The sequence below is a fragment of the Actinoplanes sp. NPDC051343 genome (genome assembly GCF_044455125.1).
Lineage (GTDB): Bacteria > Actinomycetota > Actinomycetes > Mycobacteriales > Micromonosporaceae > Actinoplanes.
The window spans coordinates 92117-105061 of the sequence record NZ_JBITEL010000018.1; the positions used below are offsets into that span (position 1 = coordinate 92117).

A 12945-nucleotide genomic window follows, 5' to 3' on the forward strand; every position below is an offset into this window, starting at 1 on the left:
ACCCGAGTATTGTCGGCACTCAACAAACGCCTCCGGCTGTCGATCGAAGAACCTGACCCGAACGCGGGACCAGGAGAGGCGCAGATGGAGACCATTGCGGTTGCGGAGGCCGACCAGGCGCTCATGGTGCACAAGTCCGATCCGCAGCTCGACCGGCTTCTCGGGCTGGCGCGCAAACACCTCGCGGCCGACGTGGCCTGGCTGGTCTCCGGCGACCAGGTGATCGTCAACGGCGGTCCCGTCCCGCTTCCCAGCGCTTTCGCGCTCCCCACGATCATCCCGGACGCCCGGCACCTCGGCCTCGGCTGGGTCGCCGGGGTCCCGCTGGACGGCCTCGACGGCATGGTGTGCTGCGCCGGTCTGCTGCCCGACCCCGCACTCGACGAGAGCGCGTTGCGGCCGCTCGGGCTCGCCGCCGACCTGATCGCCGAGCATCTCGGGAGCCCCGCCGCGCACGCGCGGCGCGAGGCCTCCCGCAACGAGACGGTGGTGCGGCAGATCCTGGCCGCCGGCGCGGCCCGGTCGGTGGTGCAGCCGGTCGTACGCCTTCAGGACGGCGTCATCGTGGCGTACGAGGCGCTGGCCCGTTTCGACCCGGCAGTGTTCGCGACGCCCGACCGTGCGTTCGCCGCCGCCGAGGCGTGCGGGCTCGGCCTCGAACTCGAGCTGCTGGCCCTGTCCAAGGCGCTCGAGCAGATCGACTCGCTGCCGCCCGGCATCTGGCTCGGGCTCAACCTGTCGGCGGCCACGGTCGCCGACCCGCGCACTCAGGAACTGCTGCTCAGCCGTCCCGACGCCAACCTCGGCGTGGAGATCACCGAGCACACGCCGATCGCCGACTACCAGAAGCTCAACGCCGACCTGCTGCCGCTGCGCACGGCCGGCATCAACATCGTGGTCGACGACGCGGGCGCCGGCTTCGCCAGCCTCAGCCACATCCTGCAGCTGCGCCCCGACACCATCAAGCTCGACATCTCGCTGGTCCGCGGCATCCACAGCGACCCGGTGCGGCGGGCGCTGGCGCGCTCGCTGGTCGGGTTCGCGCACGAGATCGGCGCGGCACTGATCGCCGAGGGCGTCGAGACCGAGGAGGAACGCGCGACGCTGGCCGCGCTCGGCGCCGTTTACGGCCAGGGCTACCTCTGGGGCCGCCCGGCCTGACACCCGCTCCCCTGAGAGAGCAGTGCTCTTGACTTGGAACACCGGGGGGTGTTCACTGGTCACAGGAGAGAGCACTGCTCTCGATTAGTGGGGAGACCACCATGCGCTACCTGGCCCCGGACCGCACCGCCCAGATCTTCAACGCCGTCACCAAATGGCTCACCAACCGCGGCGTCAGCCTCCTCGGCAGCCGCGTCCTGGCGGTGCGCGGCCGCAAGAGCGGCCAGACCCGCACCACAATCATCAACATGTTCACGTACGAGGGCTCCCGCTACCTGCTGGCGCCCCGCGGCCACACCGAATGGGTCCGCAACCTGAGGGTCGCCGGCGAAGGCGAACTGCGCCTGGGCCGACGGGTCGAACCCTTCACCCCGATCGAGATCGCGGATGTTGACAAGGAGCCGCTGATCCGGCTCTACCTGCGCAAATGGGCGTGGGAGACGGGCGCCTTCTTCGACGGCCTCAAGGCGGACTCCCCCACGGCCGACATCGAGGCGGCGGCCCCCGGCTTCCCGGTCTTCCGCGTCGTGTCACCGGCCCGCTAGAGCCGCCTCGGCGAGCGGTCGCACGTCACCGACCACCGGGCCCGAGGCAGCCGCCGCAGACGGGGTGAGCCAGTCGGCGAGCCGGACCCCGGTCGGGCGCGACCACCAAGAAGCCGGTTCGGCCGTAATCTCCGCGCGGCGATGGTGCCACCGGACGCCCGCGCGCGGTCAGCCGTTCGAGAACGTCGCCGACGAGCACGTTGATCCCCCGATGTTTTCGTGCCGGCTGCCAGGTCGCGAAGGCGCGTGGGCCGAGTCCCGGACGGCATCGCGGCGATCGGGCCCGGCGAGCGTCGATGACGTACGCGCCCGCGTCGCGCGCGAGCTGAACGGCGATCGAGCCGACACCAGCACAGCGCGGCCAGGCCGAAGCCCTACGACGCGGGGGCGCCCGGGGACGGTACTGACAGGTCGGCCGGGCGGTCGAGGCGGGACAGCATCGGGTAGAGGACGAGCCCGATGGCCAGCGTCGGGATGCCGCCGATGAGCAGGCTGCCTCGGGCGCCCAGGTTCTGGCCGACCCAGCCGACGATCGGGCCGCCGATCGGGGTGGAGCCGACCCACGCCAGGGCCCACAGGGCCATCACGCGGCCCCGCATGTCGGGCCTGGCGGTCAGCTGCAGGGCGATTTTTCCGTACGAGTTGAACGTGATGCTGCCGTAGCCGACGAACAGGAGGACGGCGTACTCGATCGGGAGTGTCGGGGCGAGAGCCGCGACGGTGATCGCGAGGCCCCACCCGATCGCGGCGAGGGCCAGGGCCCGGGTGCCGATGTGTTTGCGGGACGCCGAGACCAGCCCGCCGGCGACCGCTCCGGCGCCCATCACCGACGTCATCGCGCCGTAGGTGCCGGCGCCGCCGTGGAAGGTGGTGCCGGCGAGCAGCGGGAGGCTGACCTGGAACTCCCAGGCGAGCATGCCGACGACGGCCACCATCAGCAGCGGGAAGAGCAGCTCGGGGGTGTGTGCGACGTAGCGGAAACCGTCCCGGATCTGGCGGGGAGCGCGGGGAGCCCGCGGTGGCCTGGCGATCGTTGATTTGTCCATCAGCAGCATGGTCAGTACGACGATCAGGAAGGACACGCCGTTGAGCGCGAAGCAGAGCGCCAGTCCGAGTCCGGCCGCGATGACGCCGCCCGCCGCCGCGCCGAAGATGCGGGCCGCGTTGATGGTGATGGAGTTGAGCAGCACCGCGTTCGACAGCTGGGAACGGTCGACCAGGTCGGAGATCATCGACTGGCGTGCCGGGTTGTCGAAGACATTGACCAGGCCGAAGCCGAGGGCCAGGACGTAGACAATCCAGAGCCGGATGGCGCCGGTGCCGATCAGCAGCGCGAAGATGCCGGCCAGGACCGCCGAGGCGACCTGGGTGGCGCACATCAGCTTGCGGCGGTCGATGCGGTCGGCGACGACACCGCCCCACGGGCCGAGCAGGAAGACCGGGGCGTAGCGGGCGGCGACGGTGAGGCCGAGTTCGGTGCCCGAGCCGGTGAGCTGGAGAACCAGGAACGACTGGGCGACCGTCTGCATCCAGTTGCCCATGACCGAGGCGAGCTGGCCGAAGAAGAACCATCGGTAGTTGGGAACTGCGAGGGAGCTGAACATGTGCCGGCCGAAGGACGCCGACCGGTTCGCCATGCAGCCCCCTTTCTACAGTAGAAACATCTTACTTTTAGCTCGCCGCGGCCAGCGGGGCGTCCGCGTCAATGCGGCCCAGGTCACCCGCGCCGCCGGGCGACCCGAGCGGCGCGTCGCGGCCCGGGAGCACGCTCTCGAAGAACGCCGCGTTGTCGTCCCGCCAGGGCCGGTCGGGCTCGGACAGCGGGAGGTCGGAGGCGATCGCGGTGACCGGGCAGACCGCCTCGCAGGCGCCGCAGTCGATGCACTCGCGCGGATTGATGTACATCTTGCGGCCGCCCTCGTAGATGCAGTCGACGGGGCACTCCTCGATGCACGACTTGTCGAGCACGTCGAGGCACGCGCCGGTCACGAAGAAAGGCATCAGAACTCCTCAAACAGTCGCGGTCGAGTGACCGGGGAACAGCGAGGCCGACGGGTCGCTCGCCACGTACGCGTTGTTGACCGCGAGCGCCGCCTCGCCGAAGCCGACCGAGATGAGCCGGACCTTGCCCGGGTATTCGGTGACGTCGCCGGCCGCGTAGACGCCGGGCACGCCGGTCGCCATCGTCGAGTCGACGACGATGTGCCGGTCGACGATCTGCAGGCCCCAGCGGGTCAGCGGGCCGAGGTCGGCGGTGAAGCCGAGGGCGGCCACGACCCGGGTGCAGTCGATCTCGTGCAGTTCGCCGGAGGCGGTGTCGCGCAGGATCGCTCGGTCGACCGACCGGTCGCCGGAGAGGGCGTGGAGGACGAACGGCGTGCGGACGAGGGCGTCCGAGCCGTGCAGTTCGGCCACCGACGCCTCGTGGGCGGTGAACCGGTCGCGGCGGTGGATCAGGGTGACCGACTTGGCGATGGCTTGAAGGGTGAGCGCCCAGTCGACCGCGCTGTCGCCGCCGCCGACCACGAGCACGTCGTGCCCGGCGTAGGAGGACGGGTCGGTGACGAAGTAGTCGACGCCTCGGCCGAGGAACTCGGCCCCGACCGGCAGCGGGCGGGGTTTGAAGGTGCCGATGCCGGCGGCCAGCACGACCGAGCGGGTGGTCAGCGACGTCCCGCTCCTCAGGTGCAGCTCGATCCGGCCGTCGTCGAGCCGGGCGATCTGGTCGGCCGACTCGCCGAGCAGCCAGCGCGGCGAGTATGTCCGGGCCTGCTGGAGCAGGGCGCGCACCAGTTCGCGGCCGCGGACGCCGGGCAGGCCCGCGACGTCGTGGATGAGCTTCTCCGGGTAGAGCGCGGCGACCTGCCCACCGGGCTCGGGCAGCGAGTCGACCACGGCGGTCGTCAGGCCGCGGAACCCGGCGTAGTAGGCGGCGTAGAGCCCGACCGGCCCCGCACCGACCACGACCAGGTCGACGTCGTCACCACTCATCGGCACCTCCTCGTAATGGTCTAACCATTTGACCAGAGGACGGCGCGCGGTGCAAGACGACGGCGACGGAAGCGGCACAACCACCCCGCCGAAAGGCCGGGAACGGCCTGGTGCGGGTGAAGCGCGGCCCCTCCGCGTACGGAAAAGGCCGCCGCGCACAAAGCGCGGCGGCCCCACCGACCGAAAGGTCAGCCGTTGTCGCGGGCGGCCTTGGTCCGGCTCACCCGCCTCGCCGTGCGGTCGAGGTGAGCCCGCATGATCTGCTCGGCCTTCTCGACGTCCCGCCGGGCCACCGCCTCGACGAAGTCGCGGTGCTCGTTGGTGCCGCGGACGCCCATCAGCGGGGCCGCCACCTGCGCCTCGCGCAGCGACATGAGTAACGGCCCGTGGAACGAGTGGACCAGCATCTCGATCGCCGCGTTGTGCGTGCAGGCCGCGACCTTCACGTGGAAGGCGGCCGACATCTGCATGTTGTATTCGCCCTTTTTCAGGGCGCCTTGATGCTGGGCGACCATCTCCCGCAGGTCGGAGATGTCGTGTTCGTCGGCGCGGGCGATCACCAGCGGGATGATGCCGAGCTCGAACACCTGGCGGGCCTCGGTCACCTCGGCGGCGGTCAGCGGCGAGAGGCTGATCAGATCGGCCAGCCCGCTGCCCAGCTTGTTGGAGCTGGGCGTCGTCACGATCGCCCCGCCGCGCGCGCCGACCCGGATCTCGATCAGGCCGCCGGCCTCGAGCACCCGCATCGCCTCGCGCACCGTGACGCGGCTGACGCCCATCTGTTCGCCCAGGTCACGCTCGCTCGGCAGCCGGTCGCCGGGGCGCAGCTGCTCGGTGCGGATCAGGTTGCGGATCTGCTCGACGATCGCCTCGGACATCCGGTTGGACGACACCGTCTTGAACAGCCGGGGGTCACCCTTGACCGGCTCCCGGGGGGCCACCACACCCTCGCTCATGTTGATTCCTTCGCTGGACGGACAAGGGCTCAGTCGTTAAAGGTTAGACCAGCAGTCCACTAATGTGCCCATCATGTCAGACATAACGGCGACGATTGCCACCGCTTGTCGGGTGATGGCAGCCTGCGGACTGGTCGAACACGTGCTGGGTCACATCAGTGCGCGTCAGGGGACCTCCCATCTTCTCGTACGATGCCGTGGCCCGCGAGAGGCGGGCCTCGCCGCGACCGAGCCGGACGACATCCGGCGGGTGCCGATGACCGGTACGCCGGATCAACTTAACGGCTGGAGCGCCCCGAACGAGTTGCCCATCCACCGGGCGGTGCTGCGCCGGCACCCCCGATCCACAGTCGTTGTCCATGCCCATCCTCCGGCTGTGGTAACAGCCTCGCTGCTCGACGAGCCACTGTTGCCGATCTATGGCTCGTACGACATCCCGGGCGCGCGGATGGCGGCCGACGGCATTCCGGTCTGGGACCGCTCGGCTCTGGTCACGACCGACGAGCTCGCCGATGCCATGGTCGACGCGCTCGGCGACCGGCCGGTGGTGATCCTGCGCGGGCACGGCCTGGTGAGCGTGGCCGGCGGCGATCCCGACACCGCGGTGAAGACCGCGGTGCTGCAGGCCCTCGCCGTCGACACGCTGGCCCGGATGACGCTAGCGGTGCGCCAGGCCGGCGGCACCCCGCGGGCGATCAGCGACGACGACCTGGCCGCGCTGCCCGATCTCGGGGGCGGGTTCAACGTCGAGACGATGTGGCGGCACCTGTTGACACGCTTGCCGGCGAAAGCTTGACTGTCTAATGGACTGACCATTATCCAGGAGGCCCCATGCGCGACGACTATCTCAAAGGCGTGCTCTCGTCCGAGAAGAAGAACCAGGACTCCTCGGAGATCGCGGCCCGGGACGAGTTCAACAAGCAGCACCCGCCGATCACCGGCCTGGTCGTCGAGGACGACCTGCGCAAGATGGAGCTGCCGGCCCGCCCGTGGCGCAAGAACAAGGGGCACTACTTCGACCTCGCCGACTACGAGGTGCTGGGCGCGCACATCTCCGAACTCATGCCGGGCCGCAACTCGGTGCGCCACCGGCACACCACCGAGGCCTACCTCTACGTGGTCAAGGGCCACGGCTTCTCGCTGATCAACTATGACGACGAGCCGATCGAGGCGGTCGAGTGGCAGGAGGGCACGCTTTTCGCCCCGCCGCGCTGGGCCTGGCACCAGCACTTCAACCTCGACCAGGAGGACACCTCGCGCTACCTGGCGATCCAGGACACCGGGCTGTTGCGCACGCTGCGCCTGCACAACATCGAGCGGCACGCCGTGCAGCTGACTCCCGAGGACGCCCAGCTGGTGCTCGAGGAAGCGGTCAAGCAGGGCCGGAGCCACAACCACAAGCGTTGAGCGTTCCGGCGGCGGCCGGGCGGTTCGCCCGGCCGCTTTCCGTACGCCGTCAGACCACCACCTTCGTCATGATGCCCACCGGAAAGACCTCCTCGGGGTCGACCAGTTTGTGGGCGATGCCTTGCTGATGGGCGTACGTCAGCAGCTGGCTGAAGGTCGGACGGTTCGCCTCGATGCCGTACGGGAACGGGTCTCCCCCGAACCGCTCGCGCATCTGCCGTCCGTAGGTCGCGAGCCACGGCAGCGGATAGCGCGACACGGCCGGGTCGAGAAGCCGCTCCACGCTGCGGTTCTTCGACTCCAGGAACGCGTTGTAGAGGTTCCGCGCGACCCACGGGTGATCCTCGATGACCGACCGCTTCATCGCGATCAGGTGCATGATCGGCCAGACGTGGGTCTGTTCGTAGTACTCGGATTCCATGTCCTGGTAGCCGGGATAGAGCCGCACGACGTCCGGGTGACCCTGAAGGAAGCAGTCCGGCGGCCGCGCGATGATGGCGCAGTCGATGTCGCCGGCTGCCAGGAGGTCGGAGAGCGAGCGATCGCGTACGCGGGTGAGCCGCACCCCGTCCGGAAGCGCGAGTTCAACCTTCTCCTCGCGGCCCGGCGCGTTCGCGCCGGCCTGGCACCAATGCACCTCGTCGAGCTTCACGCCGGCCTCGTTGTGCATCCACCCTCGCATGTAGACGGCGGCCGAATGGGCCCACTCCGGGGAGCCCACGCGCTTGCCCCGCAGGTCTTCGATCGTGCGGATGCCACTGTTCCGGTTGACGTAGAACGAGCTGAAGCGGAACAGCCGCGAGCAGACCACCGGCAGGCCGACGATGTCCGGGTCGTCCCGGGTGACCTGGGCCGAGAACTTGGCGATCGACAGTTCGGCGACGTCCCACTCGCGGTGGGCGGTGAAACGGGCGAACACCTCGTGGTGGCCGAGAACCGACCAGGTGTGGTCGATGCCCTGCGCGGTGACCGTGCCGAGGCGGAAGTCGCGGAAGTGGTCGTAATCCGTCGTCGCGATGCTGAGATGAAGGTTTCCCATCGTGACTCCTCTGGAATGGTTAGACCATCAGTCCTATACTGACGCCCTGTCGTCAAGCAAGAGAAAGCGAGCAGCCAGCATGGGTAAGGGACGCACCTTCGTCCGGGGCCTGGACTCGGAGACCTACGGGCTCAACCACTTCCGGCGCGATCAGCTCGCCGCCGAGCGGGTCCGCGACGACTCCGTCGTCGTCGACACCGGCGACAGCGCCGCGCACTCCGGTGACTCGGCCAAATCCCGTACGTGGTGGCGGATCGGCCCCGGCGACGACCCGTTCCTCACCCAGACCGTGCAGATCCACTTCGTCGAGCTCCCGCCGGACAGCGCCAACCGCGGCCACGGCCACCAGAACGAGGCCGCGTTCTACATCCTCGAGGGCCGCGGCTACGAGATCCACGACGACCAGAAATACGACTGGAAGCAGGGCGACCTGGTGTTCGTGCACACCGACTCGGTGCACCGGCACTACAACCCGTACGACGAGCGCGCCGTCTGCCTGGTCATGAAGGCGAAGTCGACCTGGATGTTCATGGGCCTGATCCAGCAGGGCCGCAGCGGCCCGATCGACCGCCCCGGCGAGTTCGGCGACCGCGAGGACTGGACCCGCATCTGGACCCCCGGCGTGATGGACCGCAAGAAGGTCGTCGCGGCCGAGGACGGCACGTGGGAGACCACCCCGATGGGCCACATCCGGGTGATGAACTCCAAGGAGCAGACCGACCACCGCCAGTTCTCGGTCGACGTGCAGGAGCAGAAGATCGACGCCGGCAGCCGCTCCGGCAGATACTGGAAGATGGCCGACGAGGTCGTCTACGTGCTCGAAGGCGATGGCTACTCCCTGCACTGGGAGGTCGAGGCGGAGATCGCCGAGCGCTACTACGCCCGCATCGCCAAGGAACCGACCCGGCACGAGATCACCAAGGGCGACACCCTCTACGTCCCGCAGAACACGATCGTCCAGCACTTCGCGGCCGACGGCACACCGCTGCACCTCCTCTCGGTGCAGAACCGCATTTTCAAGTACCTGGGCTACGACAACACCCACTACTTCGAGAACGCCCCGGATTACCGGGCGGAGGCCGCGAAAACCGCTTGATCGGTGCGGAAGGATCGCATCGTGGACACGGTCCGATCGCCGGCGCCGTCTTCCGAGGGGTCCGCCGATGACGTACGACGAGTTGGTCGCCGAGGCGGTGGCGGTGCCGCTGCGCGGGTGGGACTTCGGCTGGCTGGCCGGGCGGGCCACCGGCTCCGATCCGTCCTGGTCCTACCCGGACATGGCCCGGGCGCTGGTCGCCCGCAGCACGGCCGTGCTCGACCTCGACACCGGCGGCGGCGAGCTGCTGGCCTCGCTGGGCCCCTTGCCGCCGGGGACGATCGCGACCGAGGGCTGGGAGCCCAACCTGGCGGTGGCCCGCGCGGTGCCCGGCATCGACGTCCGCTACGCCCCGGACGCAAGCCTGCCGGTCGACTCCGAGTCGGTCGACCTGGTTCTCAACCGGCACGGTCGGCTCGACGCGGGTGAGGTGGCGCGGGTTCTCCAGTCCGGCGGCGTACTTCTCACGCAGCAGGTCGGCAGCGACGACTGCGCGGAGATCAACGCCGCGCTGGGCGCGCCGCCCGCGTACGACCGGGTCTGGGATGCCGCCACGGCGACGACCCGGCTGACCGAGGCCGGGCTGACGGTCACCGACCGCATCCAGGAGCGGCCGGACTTCGTCTTCCACGACGTCGGCGCGCTGGTCTTCCAGCTGCGGGCGGTGGCGTGGCAGGTGCCGGACTTCACCGTCGGGAAATACGAGGAAGCGCTGCGACGCGTCCACGAACAGGGCGAGTTCCGCGCCCGCTCGCACCGCTTCCTCATCCGCGCCCAGCGGCCATAGGGCCCAGCCGGCTACCGATCGTCCGGAAGCACGTGAGTTCGATGGTCGTCATGTCCCACCATACGCAGCCGGAATCCTTGAATTCAGATGGAACCGCAGGCGTTCGAGGACCGCCACTACCCGTACGCCGACCTGGTGAACGCCGAACTGCTGGAGTTCTTCCGGTCCTGAACGCGTACGGGCAAGGGCCGAGAGCGAACTCTCGGCCCTTGTCGTGTCGGGGTGTCAGATGATTCCGCCGTTGGCCCGGACGACCTGGCCGTTGACCCAGTGGCCCTGCGGCCCGGTCAGGAAGGTGACGACGTCGGCGATGTCGCCGGCCTCGGCCAGGCGCTCGAGCGGCGGCAGCTTCGCCAAATGGTCGATGGTCGCCTGGTCCTTGCCGTTGAGGAACAGGTCGGTGGCGGTCGGGCCGGGCGCCACCGAGTTGACCGTGATGTTCCGGCCGCGCAACTCGCGGGCCAGGATTGTGGACATCGCCTCGATCCCGGCCTTGCTCGCCACGTACGGCCCGTAGGTCGGGAACAGCAGACCGACCTGCGACGTGGAGATCGTCACGATCGAGCCGCCGTCCCGCAGCCGGCGGGCCGCCTCGCGGAGCACGACGAAGGCGCCGCGGGTGTTGGTGTGGTAGATGCGGTCGAGCACCTCGAGGTCGAGCTCGGCGATCGTGGTGAGCGGCATGATGCCGGCCGAGTTGACCACCACGTCGACGCCGCCGAAGGTCTCCTGGGCGAGGTCGAACATGGCGGCGACCGCCTTCTCGTCGCCGACGTCGGCGCCCGCGGCGACGGCCCGGCCCCCGGCCGCGGTGATTTCGTCGACCACCTTTGCGGCCTCGGCCGCGCCGCCCGCATAGCCGACGACCACGGCGGCGCCCTGGGCCGCGAGCTTGACCCCGGTCGCGCGTCCGATGCCTCGCGAACCGCCCGTGACGATCGCGACCTGCTGCTCTGTCATGATGAAATCTCCGTCCTTCACAGGCTGGGGTTGGCGTTCAGAAGTTCCGCGATGCCGATGCGATGGTAGAACTCGGCGCGGATGCGGTCGTAGACCGCCGACACGACCTCACTGCCGTCCCGGCTCGGATCGATGTGAACACGATAGGGCCGCTCGGCGGCCGGCCGGTCGACGACCCGCACGATCTCGTCGGCGACCTCCTCGACGCCCCGGCCGGCCGGGAAGATGCCCTCGAGCCGCGCCGCCATCTCTTCACGGAGCTTCCCGTAGGCCTCGTCGTACTCGGCCGCGCGGGCCGGGTCACCAGGCGGCGACGCATGGAGGAAATGGTTGGTGCCGCTGGGGTAGGCGCCGGGCACGACGATCGTGGTGCCGATGCCGAACTTGACGAGTTCCGCGGCGTAGCTCTCGGCGAGCGCGTCCATGCCCGCCTTGGCGGCGAAGTACGGAGCCAGGAACGGCGGGTGGCCGCCGCGGGTGCTGGAGCTGCCGATCCACACGAGGTGGCCGCTGCCCTGGCGTCGCAGCAGCGGCAGGACCGCGCGGTTGACCCGCTGGGTGCTGATGACGTTGATGTCGTAGAGCTCGGCCAGCTGCTCCGGCGTGTACGCCTCGGTCGGCCCGAGCACCATGTGTCCGGCGTTGTGCACGACCACGTCGATCCGCTGCTGCTCGGCGGTGATCCGCGCGATCGCCGCGTCGACCGAGTCCTGGTCCTGCACGTCCATCTCGATGCCGCGCACGTCGATGCTCTCGGCCGCGGACAGCCGCCGCAGCTCGTCGACCTTGTCAGCATTACGTCCCGCGGTCTCCCGCATGCCGGCGTAGACGATGTGACCGCGGCGGCCGAGCGCGCGGGCGGCCAGGTTGCCGAAGCCGCTGGAGGCTCCCGTAACGATGATGACCTTCGAATCAGGCATGTAATCAGCGTGCACCCGTTTGGGGTCTGCGCGCCATGCAGAATCTACAATTGCGATATGCACCGGGCGCATCTCGAGAACGTCGACCTCAACCTGCTGCCCGCCCTGCACGCGCTGCTCGAGGAGCGCAACATATCGCGGGCGGCCGAGCGCGTCGGGCTGAGCCAGTCGGCGATGAGCCGGGCCCTCCAGCGGCTACGGCGCGTCCTCGACGACGACCTGCTCGTGCGGGCCACCCGCGACTACCGGCTGACGCCACGGGCCGAGCGGGTGCGGTCCCAGCTCGCGGTGCTGGTGCCGCAGCTGGACGAGCTCTTCGCGGGCTCCTCCTTCCACCCGGCTGACTATCGCCGCGCCATCCGGCTGGCCGGCAGCGACTACGCGACGGCCGTGGTCGGGCCCGCGCTGGTGCGGCGGGTCGCGTCGGAGGCGCCGCTCGCGACCATACGCTTCACGGCCTGGCACCCCCGCATCTTCGACGACCTCGCCGTCGGCGACCTCGACCTGGCCTTCTTCGGCGCGCAGCCTCCGCCGCCGCTGCGCACTCTCGAACTGTTCACCGACCGGTTCGTCTGCGTGGTGGCCCACGACCATCCGCTGGCCGGGCGCTCGGCGGTCACCCTCGACGACTACCTCAGATGCCGCCACGTGGCGATCGACGTCACGGCGGGCACCCAGCCGGCGATCGACCGGGTGCTGGCCGCCCGCGGCACACCCCGCGATGTGGCGTCGATCCTGCCGTTCCACGCGGTGGCGCCGCTGACCTTGCCGGGCACGGCGCTGATGGTCACCCTGCCGTCGCTGCTGGTGCCGTCGCTGGCCGGCCGCGACCGGCTGTCGGTGGTGCCGGCCCCGCCGGAGATCGAAACCCTGTCCTACCGGATGGCCTGGCACCCGCACGTCGACTCCGACCCGGGCCACCGCTGGCTACGCGGGATCGTGCGGGCGGCCGTCCCTACGGATTCCGGAACAGGGCCGGCAGAGCCCGGGCGGGCGGGCTTTCCGGGTCGAAGGTGAAGTGGCCGGGCGCGGGCTCGTAGGCCATCGTGTTGTGGCGCCGGAGGCAGAACGCCACCTCCGCCG

General features: G+C 69.8%; 14 protein-coding genes. 7 read left to right on the top strand and 7 right to left on the bottom strand.

Going from position 1 to position 12945, the window contains the following annotated elements; genetic code table 11:
* Positions 1-84 precede the first annotated feature (84 nt).
* Both ACIA5C_RS42360 and ACIA5C_RS42365 read left to right on the top strand, forming a co-directional pair.
* Positions 85-1161, top strand: a complete 1077-nt coding sequence (locus tag ACIA5C_RS42360) for an EAL domain-containing protein (RefSeq protein WP_396065740.1) — start codon at positions 85-87, stop codon at positions 1159-1161.
* A gap of 101 nt (positions 1162-1262) precedes the next feature.
* Positions 1263-1706, top strand: coding sequence for a nitroreductase/quinone reductase family protein (locus ACIA5C_RS42365; RefSeq protein WP_396065742.1), 444 nt, complete (start codon positions 1263-1265; stop codon positions 1704-1706).
* Positions 1707-2080: 374 nt separating this feature from the next.
* Here ACIA5C_RS42365 and ACIA5C_RS42370 read toward each other — a convergent pair whose 3' ends face one another.
* The 4 genes from ACIA5C_RS42370 to ACIA5C_RS42385 all read right to left on the bottom strand — a co-directional run bounded on the left by ACIA5C_RS42370 (position 2081) and on the right by ACIA5C_RS42385 (position 5653).
* Positions 2081-3343, bottom strand: a complete 1263-nt coding sequence (locus tag ACIA5C_RS42370) for an MFS transporter (protein WP_396065743.1) — start codon at positions 3341-3343, stop codon at positions 2081-2083.
* 34 nt (positions 3344-3377) lie between these two features.
* Positions 3378-3707, bottom strand: a complete 330-nt coding sequence (gene fdxA / locus ACIA5C_RS42375; protein ID WP_396065745.1) for a ferredoxin — start codon at positions 3705-3707, stop codon at positions 3378-3380.
* Positions 3708-3716: 9 nt separating this feature from the next.
* Positions 3717-4697 (bottom strand): NAD(P)/FAD-dependent oxidoreductase, encoded by a 981-nt coding sequence (locus ACIA5C_RS42380; RefSeq protein WP_396065747.1) that lies wholly within the window; start codon positions 4695-4697, stop codon positions 3717-3719.
* A gap of 188 nt (positions 4698-4885) precedes the next feature.
* Entirely contained in the window at positions 4886-5653 is a 768-nt protein-coding gene (locus ACIA5C_RS42385) for a FadR/GntR family transcriptional regulator (protein ID WP_396065749.1), read from the bottom strand.
* 73 nt (positions 5654-5726) lie between these two features.
* Between ACIA5C_RS42385 and ACIA5C_RS42390 the strand changes: the two genes are divergently transcribed.
* Positions 5727-6449, top strand: a complete 723-nt coding sequence (locus ACIA5C_RS42390) for a class II aldolase/adducin family protein (protein WP_396065751.1) — start codon at positions 5727-5729, stop codon at positions 6447-6449.
* A gap of 35 nt (positions 6450-6484) precedes the next feature.
* Positions 6485-7060: a cupin domain-containing protein gene (locus tag ACIA5C_RS42395; protein ID WP_396065753.1), complete on the top strand. Its 576-nt coding sequence runs from the start codon at positions 6485-6487 to the stop codon at positions 7058-7060.
* Between the two features lie 49 nt (positions 7061-7109).
* Here ACIA5C_RS42395 and ACIA5C_RS42400 read toward each other — a convergent pair whose 3' ends face one another.
* Positions 7110-8099, bottom strand: a complete 990-nt coding sequence (locus tag ACIA5C_RS42400; RefSeq protein ID WP_396065755.1) for an ABC transporter substrate-binding protein — start codon at positions 8097-8099, stop codon at positions 7110-7112.
* Positions 8100-8178: 79 nt separating this feature from the next.
* Here ACIA5C_RS42400 and ACIA5C_RS42405 point away from each other — a divergent pair, with 79 nt between their 5' ends.
* On the top strand, positions 8179-9195 hold the full coding sequence (locus ACIA5C_RS42405; RefSeq protein ID WP_396065757.1) for a cupin domain-containing protein: 1017 nt from the start codon (positions 8179-8181) through the stop codon (positions 9193-9195).
* A gap of 67 nt (positions 9196-9262) precedes the next feature.
* Positions 9263-9982 carry a methyltransferase gene (locus ACIA5C_RS42410; RefSeq protein WP_396065759.1) on the top strand — a complete coding sequence of 240 codons (720 nt, stop codon included), beginning with the start codon at positions 9263-9265 and terminating at the stop codon, positions 9980-9982.
* Positions 9983-10207: 225 nt separating this feature from the next.
* Here ACIA5C_RS42410 and ACIA5C_RS42415 read toward each other — a convergent pair whose 3' ends face one another.
* Together ACIA5C_RS42415 and ACIA5C_RS42420 are read right to left on the bottom strand one after the other, a co-directional pair.
* A complete protein-coding gene (locus ACIA5C_RS42415; RefSeq protein WP_396065761.1) occupies positions 10208-10942 on the bottom strand; it encodes an SDR family oxidoreductase in 735 nt (244 codons plus the stop codon).
* Positions 10943-10959: 17 nt separating this feature from the next.
* Positions 10960-11862, bottom strand: coding sequence for an SDR family oxidoreductase (locus ACIA5C_RS42420; protein ID WP_396065763.1), 903 nt, complete (start codon positions 11860-11862; stop codon positions 10960-10962).
* A 57-nt stretch (positions 11863-11919) separates the two neighbouring features.
* Here ACIA5C_RS42420 and ACIA5C_RS42425 point away from each other — a divergent pair, with 57 nt between their 5' ends.
* Complete coding sequence (locus ACIA5C_RS42425) at positions 11920-12879, top strand: LysR family transcriptional regulator (protein ID WP_396065765.1); 960 nt, start codon at positions 11920-11922, stop codon at positions 12877-12879.
* The last annotated feature ends 66 nt before the right edge of the window (positions 12880-12945 follow it).